A 16,609-nucleotide genomic window follows, 5' to 3' on the forward strand; every position below is an offset into this window, starting at 1 on the left:
AATGACCGTTCGGACCCGGATCCTCGGGGCGCTGCTCGCGGCGTTCGCCGTGCTGCTCGGAGCGACCGGGTGCGCGGACTCCGGATACGACCGGACGCAGCAGTACTTCATCGCGGGCGGCGGCATCGCCGGCATCTACTTCAACTACGGGGATCAGTACGCGCAGGCTCTGCATCGGGAACTGGGGATCAACGTCTCGGTCTCCGAGACGAACGGATCGGTCGACAACCTGCAGCGGGTGGCCTCGGGGCGGGCGCTCCTCGGTTTCGCGCAGGCGGACACCGCGGCCGACGCGATCACCGGGACCGGCAGTTTCGACACCCCCCTTCCGCTGCGCGCCATCGCCCGGGTCTACGACGAGTCGGTGCAGGTCGTCGTCCCCGCGGACTCCGACGTGCGTGAGATCGCGGACCTCGCGGGACGCACCGTCTCGCTGGGCTCGGCGACCTCGGGGGTGCAGGTGATCGCATCGCGGGTGCTCACCGCCTCGGGAGTCGCCCCGGACCGGATCGAGAATCCGGCGCTCGGCCTCGACGAGTCCATCGCGGCGCTGCGCCGAGGGGAGATCGCGGCGTTCTTCTGGGTGGGCGGATTCCCGACCCCGTCCATCGAACGGCTGGCCCGGACGCAGCGGATCCGCCTGCTTCCCATCGACGCGGCGACGGTCTCCCGGGTCAACGCCCGGCACTCGGGGGTCTACCGGCTCACCGAGTTCCCGATCGGCACGTACGGCTCCGAAGCGCCGACGACGACCATGACGGTGCCGAACTACCTGGTCGCGGCCGAGGACGCTCCGGAAGCCCTGATCGCCGACGCGACACGGACGCTCTTCGCGTCGCGTGCGACCATCGCGCGCAAGGTGCCCGCCGCCGAGCTGCTGGATCGGCGCGATGCGATCTTCACCGCGCCGCTCGATCTCCACCCCGGCGCGGCGAAGTACTACGTCGACGCGCGAAGCTGATCCCGCCTCCGGAGACCGAATCTCAAGAAGCGCTCAAGCGGATGCTCAAGAAGTGCTCAAGAGCGCTGACCCCGGGGCGCCGCCGCATCTAGCTTGAGTGGCCAAGCGGTTCGACGGCGAACGCGCTTGCCGCACTCCGTCTCGGGGCGGCAACGCACCCCGGATCGTTCAGACAGGCAGCAGGCCCGGGACGCGAGACTCGCGGAGCGGGTCGCGATCCAGAGACGGAGACGAGATGAGTGCGAGCGAACCGCTGGTGGTCGTGGAGAACGTGCAGAAGCACTACGGCGAGTTCCAGGCCCTGACCGATATCGATCTCTCGATCGACGCGGGCGAGGTCGTCGTGATCATCGGACCATCCGGCTCCGGCAAGTCGACGCTGTGCCGCTCGATCAACCGGCTCGAGACGATCACGAGCGGATCGATCCGCGTCGACGGCAAGGAGCTGCCGGCCGAGGGGAAGGCGCTCGCGAAGCTGCGGGCCGAGGTCGGCATGGTGTTCCAGTCCTTCAACCTGTTCGCGCACCTCACCATCCTCGAGAACGTGACGCTCGGCCCGATCAAGGTGCACGGAGTGGGACGCGAGCAGGCCGAGCGGGAAGCGATGGAACTGCTCGCACGGGTCGGCGTCGACAAGCAGGCCTCGAAGCTCCCCGCCCAGCTCTCCGGTGGGCAGCAGCAGCGCGTGGCGATCGCCCGCTCGCTCGCGATGCACCCCAAGGTGATGCTGTTCGACGAGCCGACGAGCGCCCTCGATCCCGAGATGATCAACGAAGTGCTCGACGTGATGGTCGGACTGGCCAAGGAGGGCATGACCATGATCGTCGTCACCCACGAGATGGGATTCGCGCGCCGCGCGGCCGACCGCGTGGTGTTCATGGCCGACGGACAGATCGTCGAGCAGGCGACGCCCGAGGAGTTCTTCACGAATCCGCAGAGCACCCGCGCCAAGGACTTCCTCTCGAAGCTCATCACCAACTGACCCGCTCGGGTCGTCCGGCTCGGCTCCGCCCTCCCGCGGTGCCGAGGCTCCGGCGCATCCGAATCTCCGACCCACCGAAAGGAATCAACCATGCGAACCCACAAGCTCCTCGCGACCGGTGCGCTGATCGCCGCCGCGGCGCTGACGCTCACCGGCTGCAACGTCGGCAACCCCAACGACGCCAAGGGCGGCGGCACGGGGAACGGCAGCACCGAGTCCGTGATCCCGAAGCCCGCCGAGAACGTGAAGATCGACGGCAGCCCGACCTTCGACAATATTCAGAAGCGCGGCAAGGTCGTCATCGGCGTCAAGGAGGATCAGCCGGGACTCGGGTACCTCGACAACGTGACGAAGGAGCGCAGCGGTTTCGACGTCGACATCGCGCGCTGGATCGCCGCTTCGCTCGGCTACGGCGAGGACAAGATCGAGTACAAGGCGATCGCGTCGGCGAACCGCGAGCAGGCGATCGTGAACGGGGATATCGACTACTACGTCGGCACCTACTCGATCAACGACAAGCGCAAGAAGGACATCGACTTCGCCGGTCCCTACTTCATCACGGGCCAGGGCCTCCTGGTGAAGAAGGGCGGCACGGACTACCAGTCGCTCGAAGAGCTCGACGGCAAGACCGTGTGCTCGGCGACCGGCTCGACGCCGATCCAGAACATCAAGGAGAACTTCCCGAAGATCAAGACGCAGGAGTTCGACCTCTACTCGGCCTGCGTCGAGAGCCTGGTCAACGGCCAGGTCGATGCGGTGACCACCGACCAGGCGATCCTGATCGGCTACGCCGCGCAGGATCCCGACAACCTGATGGTGACGACGGGCCCCTTGCTCACCGAGGAGAAGTACGGCGTGGGCCTCGCGAAGGGGGATGACGCGCTCCGTGCGCACATCAACACCCTCTTCACCGATGGCGGCGCGACGTGGAAGAAGATCTTCGACAAGAACCTGGGCAGCTCGGGGATCAAGGTCGACCAGCCCAAGGTGGACGCCTACTAACCGCCGAGGCGCTCGGGGCGGGCGCGGTCCCCGCGCCCGCCCCGAGCCGCCCGCACGAGAGGAAGACGGATGGACGTCATCTTCGGGAACCTCGATCTCTGGGGGACCGCTATCACGAACACCCTGCTGGTGTTCTTCGGGGGAGGGGTGCTCGCCCTGGTGCTCGGCGTGCTCGTCGGGGCCATGCGGGTGTCGCCCGTCCCGATCGCGCGGGGCGTGGGCACCCTCTACGTGAACCTCATCCGCAATACGCCGCTGACGCTCGTGTTCTTCTTCTTCGTGCTCGGCTATCCCGCCCTCGGGCTGCCGAAGATGAGCACGCTGCTGCTCGGTGTCCTCGCGATCGGCATCTACACCGCGACCTACGTCGCCGAGGTGCTGCGCGCAGGCATCAACACCGTGCCGGTCGGGCAGGCTGAGGCGGCTCGGGCGATCGGGCTGCCGTTCGCCCAGGTCATGAGCCTCGTCGTGCTCCCGCAGGCCTTCCGGTCGGTGGTGCCTCCGATGATGAGCGTGTTCATCGCGCTCTTGAAGAACACCACCGTCGCGGCGGGCTTCTCGGTCGCCGAGCTCGCCGCGCTGCGTGCCACCATCAACGACGCCGCGGGGCGTCCGGGCAGTCCGATGGAGGTGCTGCTCTGGGTCGCATTCGTGTTCGTGGTGCTCGTGATGCTCCTGAGCCTCGCGCAGAACCGTCTCGAGAAGAAGTGGAGGATCGTGCGATGACCTCTGTGCTGTACGACGTCCCCGGCCCCCGGGCGATCGCGCGCAACCGCGTGCTCGCCGTGGTCACCGTGCTGGGAGTCGGGGCGATCATCGCCTTCATCGTGTACCGGTTCGCCCTCTCGGGGCAGTTCTCGGCGACGAAGTGGGGCCTGTTCACCTACGCGACGATCTGGGAGCAGATCCTCGCCGCCCTGGGGAAGACCCTCGCGGCCTTCGGGCTGGCGGCGGTGCTGAGCGTCGCCCTCGGATTCCTGCTCGCCATCGGCCGTCTCTCCGACCATCGCTGGGTGCGGATCCCCATCACCGCGATCACGGAGCTGTTCCGTGCGGTGCCCGTGCTCGTCATGATGATGCTGCTCTACTACGGCCTGCCATCGGTCGGAATCAGCATGGAACCCTATGCGGCCGTCGTGATCGCGCTCGTCGCCTACAACGGATCGGTGCTCGCCGAGGCGCTGCGCGCGGGGATCGAATCGCTGCCGCGCGGACAGAAGGAGGCCGGGTACTCCATCGGCCTGCGCAAGAGCGGGGTGATGCGCCTGATCCTGCTGCCGCAGGCGGTGCGGGCCATGCTGCCGGTGATCGTCTCGCAGCTCGTGGTCACCATGAAGGACACCGCGCTCGGGTTCATCATCACCTACCCCGAGCTGCTCTACCTCGCGAAGCAGCTCAGCAGCAACGTCCAGTTCGGGCGCCCCCTGCTGCAGTCGGCGTTCGTGATCGGCGGCATCTACATCGTGATGTGCCTGCTCCTGTCGGCCGTGGCGAAGTGGCTCGAGGGGCGGACTCGCCGCAGCCCGAAGCGCCCCGGCGGCCCCGCTGCGACGACCGCGACCATTCCGGTGCAGCCCGACGACCCCCGACTGCACCGCGACGGCACGGTCACCGAGGTGATCGCCGTGCAGGGCGAGCAGTCGTGACCCCGAGCGTGGGCGGCGCGCGGCGCCGCCCACGCGGGTGACCGCCGTGGAGGGGTTGCTTCCCGCCGACGGCGACGCGGGCGTGCTCGCACTGCTGCTCGTGGCCGCATTCGCCGCCGGCTGGATCGACGCCGTGGTGGGCGGCGGCGGACTGCTCCAGCTGCCGGCGCTGCTGCTCGTGCCCGGGATCACCCCCGTTCAGGCGCTCGCGACCAACAAGCTCGCATCGGTGTTCGGCACCGCTACGAGCAGCATCGCGTATGCGCGGCGGGTGCGTCCGGACCCGCGCACCGTGCTCTCGATGGCGGGCGTCGCCCTGCTGGGCGCGTTCGGCGGCGCGTCGCTCGCCGCGTTCCTGCCCGCCCCGGTGTTCAAGCCGATCATCCTCGTCGCCCTGCTCGTCGTCGGACTCATCACCCTGTTCCGGCCGACGCTGGGGGAGGCCACGCGGTTGCGGTATCGCGGGCTCCGGCACTTCGCCACCGCCGGCGCGATCGGCGCCTCCATCGGGTTCTACGACGGACTGCTCGGCCCGGGCACGGGCACCTTCCTCGTCATCTCCCTCGTCGGCGTGCTCGGCTACGACTTCCTGCGCGCGACCGCGACGGCCAAGGCGGTCAACTTCGCGACCAATCTCGGCGCGCTGCTCTTCTTCATCCCGCTCGGCGCCGTGCTCTGGCCCCTGGGACTCGCGATGGGAGTCGCCAACATCGGCGGGAGCCTGCTCGGATCCCGCATGGCGATCGCGCGCGGGTCGCGGTTCGTTCGGGTGCTGTTCCTCGCCGTGGTGGGCGTGCTGACGGTCAAGCTCGGGATCGACATCTGGGTCGAAGCGTTCCTCGGAGGCGGGTGAAGCGCACCCCGAACGCGCACGGGAGGGCCGGGACCGCGCGCGATCCCGACCCTCCCGTTGTCGCTGCTGCGTCGGTGTCAGCCCGCGTAGGTCTCGACGGCGACGACCTTGACCTCGATCTGCTTGCCGTTGGGGGCTTCGTAGCTGGTGGTGTCGCCGACCTTCAGCCCGAGGATCGCCGTGCCCAGAGGGCTCTCGGCACTGTAGACGTCGAGGTCGGAGCCGTCGGCGAGCTCGCGGTTGCCGAGCAGGAAGCGCTCTTCGTCGCCCCAGATCTCGGCGGTGATGATGGTGCCGATCTCGACGACGCCGCTGGCCTTCGGGGCCTCGCCGACGACGGCGTGCTTCAGCAGCTCCTCGAGGTCGCGGATGCGCGCCTCCATCTTGCCCTGCTCGTCCTTCGCGGCGTGGTAGCCGCCGTTCTCCTTGAGATCGCCCTCTTCGCGAGCCGCCTCGATGCGGGACGCGATCTCTTTCCGGCGGGGCCCGGTCAGCTCGTCGAGTTCGCCCTTGAGACGGTCGAACGCCTCCTGGGTCAGCCAGGTCTGCGTGGTCGCTGCGGCCATGCGTGATCCTCTTCTCTGGATGCGCGGGCCCGACTCGGCCCACGAATGCGCGCGGAACTCCCGCGCGGGTTCTGAGCAGCCTAGCAGCCGGGTCCGACAGTGTCGGGGAGCCGCACGGACGGACGTGGAGCCGGGCCGGTCAGGCCGCGTCGAGGACCCAGCACTCCTTCACCTGGCCGGCGGTCGCCTCGTAGGTGGTGGCGAGCTCCTCGGTGAACCGACGGGTGCGCTCCTGGGACACGGGCAGCTCGACGACCTTCCACCCGACGGTCGCGAACGAGGGCGAGAGCGCCTCGACCGCGCAGGCGACGCGGGTGCCGGGAGCCGCGGTGACCTCGAAGCGGACGGTGACGGTGCTGCCGCCCTTGTGCGGTGCGCCGATGTCGCGGTACTCGACCTGCGAGCCGGACTGCCAGCCGCTGAAGAGGAGTACGCCGAGTCCCGCGAGCAGCAGCACGCCGGCGATGATCCATGCGAAGCGACGGTCGAACCGGCGCTGGGTGCCGCGACCGTAGCGATCTTCGAGCGTCTGCGCGCTCGCTGCCGCCTCGGACACGGATCCTCCTCATCTCGGGCAACTAGACTGTGTGCCCGATGCAAGCGTACCGGGGCTCCCTCGGACGCAGATGCGAAAGGACGCCATGACGCTCAGGTTGATCGCGGTACACGCGCATCCCGACGACGAATCGAGCAAGGGCGCCGCGACGTACGCGCACTACCTCGACCGCGGCGTCGAGGTGCTGATCGTCAGTTGCACGGGCGGCGAGCGCGGTGACGTGCTCAACGAGCTCGTGCAGCGCGATCCCAAGAGCCGTCGCGATCTCGCGGGGCTGCGCCGCGACGAGATGGCGCGGGCGCAGGGGATCATCGGCTTCGAGCATCGCTGGCTCGGCTACCAGGACTCGGGTCTGCCCGACGAGGGCGATCCGATTCCGGCGGGATCCTTCGCCGACATCCCGGTCGAGGTCTCGGCCGAGGCGCTCGTCCGTGTGGTGCGCGAGTTCCGTCCGCACGTGATGATCACCTACAACGAGCAGGGCGGATACCCGCACCCCGACCACATCCGCTGCCACGAGATCAGCAAGCGCGCGTGGGAGCTCTCGGGCGACGCCGAGTCGTATCCCGAGGCCGGGGCGCCGTGGGCGATCCGCAAGCTGTACTACGAGGAGATCTTCAACGCCGACCGGGTGCGCGCGGTCTACGAGACGCTGCTCGAGCGCGAGCCGGGGTCCGAGCTCGCGACGCAGTTCGCCGAGATGACCGAGTGGATGGCGAAGCGTCCCTACAACGGCACGGCCAAGGTCGATGTCGGTGCCTTCTTCGAGCAGCGCGATGCGGCGCTGCGCGCGCACGCCAGCCAGGTCCCGCCAGACAGCCCGTTCTTCTTCTGGCCGAACGAGCTGCAGCGCGAGGCCTGGCCGTACGAGGACTACCGTCTCGCCGCATCGCGCATCGCGCGTCGCGACGAGCGAGTTCGAGGCCGATCTGTTCCAGGGCGTCGAAGAGGAGACCGCATGACCACGCTCGCCACCGTTCTCACGGCAGCGATCACCCTTGCCGAGAAGGAGAAGGAGTTCGATCCGAACACCGCGTCTCCCGGAGTCGCGGGATTCATCGCGGTCGCGGTGCTCGCGGTCGCGGTGATCCTGCTGCTGCTCGACCTGAATCGCCGGCTGCGCCGCAGCCGGATCCGCGGCGAGGTGCAGGCGCAGCTCGCCGCCGAGGCCGAGGAAGCCGCCCGGGCGGCGGGCGGAACGGGCGCCGCGAACGAGGCCGCCGGAACCGACGCGGGCGACGGACCCGGGACCGGGTCCGCTCCGCAGGATCCCGAGCCTCGGAGCTGAACCGGGTGACCCAGCGCGATCCGCGGGCCGTCCTCTCAGAGGTCTTCGGCTACGAGTCGTTCCGCGGCGACCAGGAGGAGATCATCCGCCACGTCGCCGCGGGCGGCGACGCCGTCGTGCTCATGCCGACGGGCGGCGGCAAGTCGCTGTGCTACCAGATCCCCGCGATCTGTCGCGAGGGTACGGGCATCGTGCTCTCCCCGCTCGTCGCGCTCATGCACGACCAGGTGGCCGCGCTGCGGCTGGCGGGGGTGCGCGCGGGCGCGCTGAACTCGGCGATGGATCCCGAGGAGCGCCGCGAAGTCGAGCGCGCCTACCGCGACGGCGAGCTCGAACTGCTCTATCTGGCGCCCGAACGCCTGAGCGCGCCCGGTACCGTCGAGCTGCTGCGGCAGGGTCGCATCGCGCTCTTCGCCATCGACGAGGCCCACTGCGTCTCGCAGTGGGGGCACGACTTCCGGCCCGACTACCTGCGCCTCGGCGCGCTCGCCGAGCTCTGGCCCGACGTGCCCCGCATCGCGCTGACCGCGACCGCGACCCCGGCCACCCACCGCGAGCTCACCGAGCGCCTGCACCTCGACCGGGCCCGTCATTTCGTGTCGAGCTTCGACCGGCCGAACATCCGCTACCGGATCGAACCGAAGGCGCAGGTGCGCCAGCAGCTCGTGCGGTTCATCCGCGAGGAGCACGCGGGCGAGGCCGGGATCGTCTACGCGCTCAGCCGCAAGCGTGTCGAGCAGACGGCGGCCCAGCTGCGCGAGGCCGGGATCGACGCGGTGCCGTACCACGCGGGGCTTCCGGCCGAGGAGCGCTTCGCCGCGCAGACGCGGTTCCTGCGCGAGGACGGCGTGGTCGTCGTCGCCACGATCGCCTTCGGCATGGGTATCGACAAGCCCGACGTGCGGTTCGTCGCCCACATCGACCTCCCGAAGTCGGTCGAGGGGTACTACCAGGAGACGGGTCGCGCGGGGCGCGACGGCCTGCCCTCGGAGACCTGGATGGCCTACGGCCTCGCCGATGTGGTGCAGCAGCGCCAGTTCATCGAGTCGTCGGACGGCGACGCGGCGGCGCAGCGCAACCAGATCGAGCACCTGAACCACATGCTCGCGCTGTGCGAGACGACCGACTGCCGCAGGGTCTACCTGCTGCGCTATTTCGGTGAAGAGACGGGGCAGCCGTGCGGCAACTGCGACGTCTGCCTCGACCCGCCGAAGCTCTGGGACGCGACGATCCCCGCGCAGAAGCTGCTCTCGACCATCGTGCGCATCTCCAAGGAGCGCGGCCGCACCTACGCGGCCGGGCAGCACATCGACGTGCTCCGCGGCGTCGGTTCGGAGCGTGCCAGCCAGATGCGGCTCGACGAGCTCTCGACCTGGGGCATCGGGCAGGACCTCTCGGTCGCCCAGTGGCGCGGCGTCGTCCGGCACCTCATCGCCACCGGGCTCCTCGAGAGCCGGGGGGAGTGGGGCGTGCTCGCGCCGACCGAGGCCAGCCGGGCCGTGCTCTACGGCGGCGAGAAGGTCGAGATGCGCGAGGAGGTGCTCGCGCGGAAGCCGGGCGGTTCCGGCGGTGCGAAGGCGAAGGCCGCGCAGGATCTCGAGCCCGAGCAGCTCGACCGCTTCGAGCGCCTGCGCGCCTGGCGCAGCGCCGAGGCGAAGGAGCAGGGGGTGCCCGGCTACATCGTGTTCGGCGATGCGACGCTGCGCGCGCTCGCCGTGCACACGCCGGGCGACCGCGACGCGCTGCTCGGCATCAGCGGCATCGGCCAGGCCAAGCTCGACCGCTACGGCGACGCCGTGCTCGAGGTGCTGTCGGCGGGGTGATCCCGCGCGCACCGCGCCGGGTCAGGCCGGCCCGGCCTCCACCGCGTCTTCGTCGACGGCGTTGAAGGCGAGCCACTCCTCCCAGGTGGCGCCGGTGCCGCTGACGCGTTCGGGGTGCTCGATCGCCGCGGCGAGCCCGAGCAGGTAGTAGTCGAGGTGCCGCAGGTGGATCTCGGTGGTCCGCTCGCGGCTCGTCGGCAGGTTCGGACGCAGATGGGTCACGCCGAGCATGAGGTCGGCGGCCGTGTACCCCCGGGGTACGAGCCCCGCGGAGAGATCCTGCGCGATGAGCGCGTCCAGCGCGGCATGGAGCTCCTCGGCGAGCTCGTCGATCTCGTGCGAGGTGCGCACGTGCCGCCCGAAGGTGATCATGAGCGGTGTCGCGGCCTCGCGGATGTGGCGGCGGAGGAACCGCGCGACGCTGGATCCGGAGCCTTCGAGGCTCTCGCTCGCGATGCGGATCACGTCGCCGAGCGCCATGATCCGCAGCTGGAGCACGAGCTCCTCCTTGCTGGGGTAGCGCCGGTAGATGCTCGCGATCCCGATGCCCGCGTGCTCGGCGATGGCCGACATGGGGGCCTGCCAGCCGCGCTGCACGAACACCTCCCGCGCCGCCTGCAGCAGGATGCGGTCGTTGTCGCGTGCCTCCCGCTCGCGGCCGCGCAGGCGCTCCTCACCGGTCATGGGTTCCATCGTAGCGATCGGGCTGTTAGCATCTTGAACGGAACGAATCATTCCGTTCCGGATGATCGCCAGAGTCGATCCCATCGCGCCGACCCGAGGAGCCGTGTGACCACCCAGACCCAGGCCTCCGGGCCCCATACCGCGTCCGTCCCCATCGCGGGCACGGCGATCCCCGCAGCACCCGCGGGATTCACCGCTGCGCTGGCCTCGGCCGTCCTCGCCTTCTCGATGATGCAGACGCTGCTCGTCCCGGCACTCCCCGTGCTCTCGACCGAGCTCGGGCTCGACGGTGCGACCGCGGGGTGGATCCTCACCGCGTACCTGCTCAGCGGCGCGGTCGCGGCCCCCGTGATCGGCGCGCTGGGCGACCGGCACGGGCACCGGCGGGTGCTCATGATCGCGATGCTGGTCTTCGTCATCGGGGGAGCGGTCGCAGGACTCGCGGGGTCCCTCCCTGTGATGCTCGTGGGACGCGTGCTCCAGGGCGCGGCCACCGCCTCCTTCCCGCTCGCGGTCGCGATCGTGCGCGACCGGCTCGTCGGCCGGCGGCAGGCCGTCGCCATCGGCTGGCTCTCGGGCACCATGGGGCTCGGGGCCGGTCTCGCGCTCGTCGTCGGCGGCGCGGTCACCGACCTGCTCAGCTGGCCGTGGCTCTTCGCGCTCGGCGCCGGCCTCGGCCTCCTCTCCGTGCTCCTGATCGCGTGGCGCGTGCCCGCGGGCGAGCGGGGAAGCGCGGAGCCGCAGGACTGGGCCGGTGTCGGCCTGCTGGTCCTCACGCTGCTCCCGCTGCTGCTCGTCATCTCGCAGGGTGCCCGCTGGGGCTGGACCTCGCCCGCGGCGCTGGGCCTCGCCGCGCTCGCCCTGCTCGGCCTCGCGGGTCTGGTGCTCGTCGAGCGCCGGCTCGCGCACCCGCTGATCGATCCCGTGCTCGTGACCGATCGAGCGCTCGCCGCGACGAACGCGCTCACCCTGTTCCTCGGCTTCGTGCCCTACGCCTTCTACGTCGGCCTTCCCGTGCTGCTGCAGTCGTCCGCGAGCGGAATCGGGGCCGTCGGGCAGGGCCTCGGGGTCACGGCGACCGGCGCGGCGCTGCTGCCGGGCGCCGTGCTCGTCTTCCTCGGCGGACGCTTCACGCCCTGGCTGCTCGGCCGATTGAGCGGGCGTGCCGTCGCCGCGATCGCGCTCGGCGCCATGTGCGCCGGCGGCATCGGCATCGCGCTGAGGCCCGGATCCCTGCTCGCCGTGATCCTGTTCTTCGCCCTCGTCGGCCTCGGCAACGGCATCGGCTTCGCGGTCGTCGCCGAGCTCATCGCCGGGCACGTCGATCGGGCGGGCCTCGGCGCCGCGCTCGGCGTCAACGGCGTGCTCCGCACGGTCGGATCCGCCTTCGGCACCCCCGTCGCGACGCTGATCCTGACCTCGATCGGGATCGCCGCGAGCGGCGTTCCCAGGGAGGAGACGTTCCGCACGCTCTTCCTGATCGCGGCGGGAGTCTCGGCCGCGGGAGTCGTCCTCGCGTTCGCGATCCCGGCGCGGAGGCGCGTCGAGACCTGAGTCTCGCTAGCGCAGGGAGACCGGGTCGAGCGAGACGAGCAGGGCTCCGGCCCAGTGGCAGAGGAAGGCGAGCACCGTGAGCGTGTGGAAGATCTCGTGGAATCCGAAGACCCCGGGCACGGGGTTCGGCCGCTTGAGGCCGTAGACGACCGATCCGGCCGTGTAGAGCAGGCCGCCGGCGACGACGAGGATCATGGTCGCGGGGTTCGCCTGCCAGATATCGCCGAGGTAGATGACGGCCGCCCAGCCGAGCGCGACATAAAGAGGGACGTAGAGCCAGCGCGGCGCAGAGATCCAGAACACGCGGAACCCGATCCCGAGCAGCGCGCCGGCCCACACGAGGACGAGCAGCAGGACCCCTTTGTCGAGCGGCATCGCGGTCAGCGCGAGCGGCGTGTAGGTGCCGGCGATCAGCAGGAAGATGTTGGCGTGATCGAGACGGCGGAAGACCTGCTTGGTCTCCGGCTTCCAGTTGAAGCGATGGTAGAGGGCCGACACTCCGAACAGCAGCGCGCTCGTCAGCAGGTAGACCGCCGCGGCCCACTTGGCCACTGGGCCCTTCGCGAGGCAGATGAGCACGATCCCCGCGGCCACCGCCACGGGGAACGTCCCCGCGTGGATCCAGCCGCGCCACGTGGGCTTCGTCGCGGTCGGATGCGGGTGCTCGAGAGCGTCCTCGAGCAGCGGCAGCGAGAGACGATCCGGATCGGGCAGACGGCGCTCGCGACCGGACGAGGAACTGGCTCGCTGGCTCATGCTCCGAGTGTACGGAGCCGACAGTGCGAAAGCTGCATATGTGTCGACCACCTGCAAAGACGAGCCGCGGATAGAATCGACGAGTGACGCCCGAACGAACCGCTCCGCGACCCGGGCCCCTCTATCGGCTCTACCAGCGCCGGCTGCGCCGCGAGATCGATCCCGAGCGCTCGCCCCACCACATCGCGGTGATCGTCGACGGCAATCGGCGGTGGGCCAAGCAGCGCCTGCAGGAGCGCGTCGCATTCGGGCACCGCGCCGGAGCGCGCAAGATCCCCGAGTTCCTCCGGTGGTGCGAGCACGCCGGCATCCGCGTCGTCACCCTCTACCTGCTCTCGAGCGACAACCTGAAGGGGCGGCAGGAGCAGGAGCTCACCGACCTGTTCGAGATCATCGGCGACCTCGCCAGGCATCTCGGGTCCCACGGCGACTGGAAGGTGAAGCACGTCGGCAGCTGCGACGGGCTCCCGCCGGAGCTGGCCGGAGCGCTGCACGATGCGGAGGTGCGCACCAGGGACCACACCGGGCTGCACGTGAACCTCGCCGTCGGATACGGCGGACGCAGCGAGATCACGGCGGCCATGCACAGCGTGATCGACGAGCACCGGGCCGCGGGCGGCACGCTTGACACCCTCGCCGAACGGCTCACCCCCGAGACCATCGGCGAGCACCTCTGGACGCGGGGGCAGGCCGATCCCGACCTCGTCATCCGCACCTCGGGGGAGCAGCGGCTCAGCGACTTCATGATCTGGCAATCCGCGCACTCCGAGTTCTACTTCGTCGAGGCGCTGTACCCCGACCTGCGCGAGGTCGACCTGCTGCGCGCGCTGCGCGACTACTCGCGCCGTCAGCGCCGCCTCGGCAAGTAGCGGAGCGCGGGCGGATGTCGGCGGTCGCCGATACGATTGCGGGCATGAACGAGACGCATCACGCCGCACGCCTGCCGTCGCTCCAGGGTCGCCGGGTGCTCGTCACCGGCGCCACGGGCGGGGTCGGCAGCGGCATCGCGCGCAGCTTCGCCGAGGCGGGCGCAGCGGTCGCCGTCCACTACCGTTCGAACGCCGCCGTCGCCGAGCAGCTGGTGACCGAGATCGAATCGACCGGGGGGCGGGCTGTCGCGGTCGGCGCCGACCTCTCGCTGCCCGGCGCCGCACAGGACCTCGTGGCGCGCAGTGCGGTCGAGCTCGGCGGGCTCGACGCCCTGGTCAACAACGCCGGGATCCAGCCGGTCGAACCGCTCTCCGAACTCGGCCGTGAGTCGTGGGACGCGATGTTCGCTACCAACGTCGGCGTGGTGTTCTCACTGAGTCAGGCGGCGGCGCAGGTGTTCGAGGGCGGCGGATCGATCACGCACATCGCCTCGGTCGAAGCGCACCGGCCGGCGGGCGGGCACGCGCACTACGCCAGCGCCAAGGCCGCGCTGCTCATGCACGCGCGAGCGGCCGCGCTCGAGCTCGGGCCCGCCGGTATCCGGGTCAACACGGTGTCGCCCGGCCTCGTCGAGGTGCCTGGTCTTGCCGAGAACTGGCCCGAGGGCGTGGCCAGCTGGCTCGCGCACGCTCCGCTGGGGCGCCTCGCCACACCGCGAGATGTCGGCGACGCCTGCGTGCTGCTCGCCTCCGACGCGGCCGCGTTCATCACCGGGCAGGACCTCGCGGTCGACGGCGGCATGCTCGCCACTCCCGGCTGGTAGCCGTCTTCCGACACCCGAGACCGAGCGAGAGGACTCCGATGAGCAACCCGATCGAGGCCGCGATCCTGCGCGCCGACGCCCTGCTGACCCCCGAGGGCGCCGTCGGCGGCGAGCCCGGCAGCGTCGAGCTCGAATTCGACGCCGGCGGCCGCATCGCCTACGTCGGCCCGGCACGGCCGGACTCGACCCCCACGCACGACCTGAGCGGCCACGTGCTCATGCCCGGCCTCGTGAACGGTCATACGCACTCCGCCATGACCCTGCTGCGCGGTGCCTCCGACGACGACGGGTTCATGCCCTGGCTCGCCGCCGTGCAGGGGCTCGAGCAGCACCTGACCCACGCCGACGTCGCCGCGGGTCTCGAACTCGCCATGGTCGAGATGATCGCGAGCGGCACCACGACGTTCGCCGACATGTACCACTGGGACGAACCCCTGTTGCGGCTCGTGCAGGCGAGCGGCATGCGCGTGCTCGCGGCTCCGGCCGCGTTCACGGCCGACGCCGTCGGGTTCCCGGGCGTCGCCCCGTGGACGGGTGCCGAAGCGCTCGACCAGACGGAGCGCCTCGCCGAGGTCTTCGCGGACGACCCCCAGATCCGGCTCGCCTACGGCCCGCACGCGCCCTACACCTCGCCGCCCGAGTTCCTCCGCGAGATCTCCGAGCGCGCGCAGCACACCGGGCTGCCGATCCACATCCACGTCTCCGAATCGCCGGCCGAGGTCGAGCAGATCCGCGAGCAGTACGGGGCGACGCCGGGCGACCACCTCGACGCACTCGGCCTCTTCGACGCCTCCGTGCTTGCGGCACACTGCGTGCACCTCACCGATCGCGAGATCGAGCGCTTCGCCGAGGCAGGGGTGGCGGTGAGCCACAATCCGGTGTCGAACCTCAAGCTCGGCAACGGCGTCGCCCGCCTGCCCGAGATGCTCGAGGCCGGGGTCCGGCTCTCGCTCGGCACCGACTCCGTCGCGAGCAACAACACCCTCGACCTCTTCGAAGAGATCAAGACCGGCACGATCGTGCACCGCGGAGTCCGCCACGACGCGGCGGCGGTACGCGCCTCCACCGTGCTCGACATCGCCACCCGACGCGGCGCCGAGGCGGTCGGGTTCCCCGAGACCGGGGCGCTCGAAGCCGGACGCCTGGCCGACGTCATCGCGCTCGACGTCCGCGGCGCCTCCGCGATCCCGCACGCGTCGCTCACCTCGCACCTCGGATTCTCGGCCCGGGGCACCGACGTGCGCCACGTGTTCATCGGCGGGCGCCACGTCTACGCCGACGGCGAGCACCTCACCCTCGACGCCGCGGGCATCCGAGACCGGGCCGCCGCCGCGGCCGCCCGCTTGCGGGCGTCCTGAGCCGCGTTCCGCCCCTACGATTGAAGGATCGGGCCGGGTGCGCCACGCACCGGGCCGACCTCCGCTTCCGAACCGAAAGGTGACCGCAATGGCGCCCGTCCGTCTCCCCGCCGATGCCGAACTCCCGCTGCTCCGCGCCCGCGTCGCCGACCTCTCCGACCGCGCGCTCGTCGTGGGCGATCCCGGCCGCGCGGCGCGCGTCGCCGAGCGCCTCGACGACGTGCAGCAGCTCACAGCGAACCGCGAGTACCACGTGTACTCGGGCACGCACCGCGGGGTCCCGGTCACGGTCGCCTCGCACGGCGTGGGCGCCGCCGGCGCGGCCGTCTGCTTCGAGGAGCTCGCGCGCGGCGGCGTCACCCGCATCATCCGCTCCGGCACCGCCGGCGGCATCCAGCCCGAGGTCGTCGACGGCGCGATCGTCGTCGCGACCGGTGCCGTGCGCGCGGACGGCGTGAGCCACCAGCTCGTGCCCACCGAGTTCCCCGCGATCGCGACCCCCGAGCTCGCGGTCGCGCTCAAGGCCGCCGCCGCCAAGACCGGTCTCGAGGTGCACTCGGGCATCGTGCTCACGGGCGACATGTTCTACCCGAGCGACGTGATCACCGGGATCGACCACCGCATGTGGCAGCGCGCCGGTATCGTCGCGGTCGAGATGGAGGCCTCCGCCCTCTTCGTGATCGCTTCGCTGCACGGCATCGAGGCCGGCGCGGTCTTCGCCATCGACGGCAACCCGCTGGCCGCGAAGGACGACGCGATGGACGGCTACGACCCCTACCGAGAGATCGTCACGCGCGCGGTCGACGGTGCGCTCGACACCGCGCTCGACGTGCTCATCGCCGGCTAACCGTCGGCTCTTCACCCGCTGCGGCGCGTCCGGGATCCGT

17 protein-coding genes are annotated in these 16,609 nt (G+C 70.6%); 13 read left to right on the forward strand and 4 right to left on the reverse strand.

The annotated features are described in order from the left end of the window. Position 1 precedes the first annotated feature (1 nt). From BMH31_RS01175 to BMH31_RS01200, 6 genes are all read left to right on the forward strand, one after another. Positions 2-961 carry a TAXI family TRAP transporter solute-binding subunit gene (locus BMH31_RS01175; protein WP_099723527.1) on the forward strand — a complete coding sequence of 320 codons (960 nt, stop codon included), beginning with the start codon at positions 2-4 and terminating at the stop codon, positions 959-961. A 235-nt stretch (positions 962-1,196) separates the two neighbouring features. Next, positions 1,197-1,943 (forward strand): amino acid ABC transporter ATP-binding protein, encoded by a 747-nt coding sequence (locus tag BMH31_RS01180; RefSeq protein WP_099723528.1) that lies wholly within the window; start codon positions 1,197-1,199, stop codon positions 1,941-1,943. A 90-nt stretch (positions 1,944-2,033) separates the two neighbouring features. Beyond that, complete coding sequence (locus tag BMH31_RS01185) at positions 2,034-2,945, forward strand: glutamate ABC transporter substrate-binding protein (RefSeq protein ID WP_099723529.1); 912 nt, start codon at positions 2,034-2,036, stop codon at positions 2,943-2,945. A 69-nt stretch (positions 2,946-3,014) separates the two neighbouring features. Then, positions 3,015-3,671, forward strand: a complete 657-nt coding sequence (locus BMH31_RS01190) for an amino acid ABC transporter permease (protein ID WP_099723530.1) — start codon at positions 3,015-3,017, stop codon at positions 3,669-3,671. Then, on the forward strand, positions 3,668-4,591 hold the full coding sequence (locus tag BMH31_RS01195; RefSeq protein ID WP_099723531.1) for an amino acid ABC transporter permease: 924 nt from the start codon (positions 3,668-3,670) through the stop codon (positions 4,589-4,591). The genes BMH31_RS01190 and BMH31_RS01195 overlap by 4 nt, the downstream gene beginning before the upstream one ends. 37 nt (positions 4,592-4,628) lie before the next feature. Continuing rightward, positions 4,629-5,444 carry a TSUP family transporter gene (locus tag BMH31_RS01200; protein ID WP_099723532.1) on the forward strand — a complete coding sequence of 272 codons (816 nt, stop codon included), beginning with the start codon at positions 4,629-4,631 and terminating at the stop codon, positions 5,442-5,444. 77 nt (positions 5,445-5,521) lie between these two features. On the opposite strand, the gene greA is transcribed toward BMH31_RS01200, so the two are convergent. Both greA and BMH31_RS01210 read right to left on the reverse strand, forming a co-directional pair. Further along, a complete protein-coding gene (gene greA / locus BMH31_RS01205) occupies positions 5,522-6,010 on the reverse strand; it encodes a transcription elongation factor GreA (RefSeq protein ID WP_099723533.1) in 489 nt (162 codons plus the stop codon). Positions 6,011-6,149: 139 nt separating this feature from the next. Further along, positions 6,150-6,566 carry a DUF4307 domain-containing protein gene (locus tag BMH31_RS01210; RefSeq protein ID WP_099723534.1) on the reverse strand — a complete coding sequence of 139 codons (417 nt, stop codon included), beginning with the start codon at positions 6,564-6,566 and terminating at the stop codon, positions 6,150-6,152. Positions 6,567-6,651: 85 nt separating this feature from the next. Here BMH31_RS01210 and mca point away from each other — a divergent pair, with 85 nt between their 5' ends. Both mca and recQ read left to right on the forward strand, forming a co-directional pair. After that, positions 6,652-7,854, forward strand: coding sequence for a mycothiol conjugate amidase Mca (mca, locus tag BMH31_RS01215; protein WP_342586346.1), 1,203 nt, complete (start codon positions 6,652-6,654; stop codon positions 7,852-7,854). Next, the gene (gene recQ / locus BMH31_RS01220) at positions 7,851-9,677 is read left to right on the forward strand and encodes a DNA helicase RecQ (RefSeq protein ID WP_241898087.1); all 1,827 of its coding nucleotides are present in this window, start codon (positions 7,851-7,853) and stop codon (positions 9,675-9,677) included. The genes mca and recQ overlap by 4 nt, the downstream gene beginning before the upstream one ends. A gap of 21 nt (positions 9,678-9,698) precedes the next feature. Here recQ and BMH31_RS01225 read toward each other — a convergent pair whose 3' ends face one another. Continuing rightward, positions 9,699-10,361: a TetR/AcrR family transcriptional regulator gene (locus BMH31_RS01225; protein WP_158234957.1), complete on the reverse strand. Its 663-nt coding sequence runs from the start codon at positions 10,359-10,361 to the stop codon at positions 9,699-9,701. A gap of 105 nt (positions 10,362-10,466) precedes the next feature. Between BMH31_RS01225 and BMH31_RS01230 the strand changes: the two genes are divergently transcribed. Then, complete coding sequence (locus BMH31_RS01230) at positions 10,467-11,915, forward strand: MFS transporter (RefSeq protein ID WP_099723536.1); 1,449 nt, start codon at positions 10,467-10,469, stop codon at positions 11,913-11,915. Positions 11,916-11,921: 6 nt separating this feature from the next. Here the strand turns inward: BMH31_RS01230 and BMH31_RS01235 are convergent, their stop codons facing one another. Then, positions 11,922-12,671: a hemolysin III family protein gene (locus BMH31_RS01235; protein ID WP_099723537.1), complete on the reverse strand. Its 750-nt coding sequence runs from the start codon at positions 12,669-12,671 to the stop codon at positions 11,922-11,924. A gap of 83 nt (positions 12,672-12,754) precedes the next feature. On the opposite strand from BMH31_RS01235, the gene BMH31_RS01240 reads away from it, so the two are divergent. From BMH31_RS01240 to BMH31_RS01255, 4 genes are all read left to right on the forward strand, one after another. Beyond that, positions 12,755-13,540 carry an isoprenyl transferase gene (locus BMH31_RS01240; protein ID WP_099723538.1) on the forward strand — a complete coding sequence of 262 codons (786 nt, stop codon included), beginning with the start codon at positions 12,755-12,757 and terminating at the stop codon, positions 13,538-13,540. Between the two features lie 44 nt (positions 13,541-13,584). Further along, positions 13,585-14,364: an SDR family oxidoreductase gene (locus tag BMH31_RS01245; protein ID WP_099723632.1), complete on the forward strand. Its 780-nt coding sequence runs from the start codon at positions 13,585-13,587 to the stop codon at positions 14,362-14,364. 38 nt (positions 14,365-14,402) lie between these two features. Continuing rightward, the gene (locus tag BMH31_RS01250) at positions 14,403-15,722 is read left to right on the forward strand and encodes an amidohydrolase (protein WP_099723539.1); all 1,320 of its coding nucleotides are present in this window, start codon (positions 14,403-14,405) and stop codon (positions 15,720-15,722) included. A gap of 88 nt (positions 15,723-15,810) precedes the next feature. Further along, the gene (locus BMH31_RS01255; protein ID WP_099723540.1) at positions 15,811-16,569 is read left to right on the forward strand and encodes a nucleoside phosphorylase; all 759 of its coding nucleotides are present in this window, start codon (positions 15,811-15,813) and stop codon (positions 16,567-16,569) included. The last annotated feature ends 40 nt before the right edge of the window (positions 16,570-16,609 follow it).

Source organism: Leucobacter sp. OLIS6 (assembly GCF_002752355.1).
Taxonomy (GTDB): Bacteria; Actinomycetota; Actinomycetes; order Actinomycetales; family Microbacteriaceae; genus Leucobacter.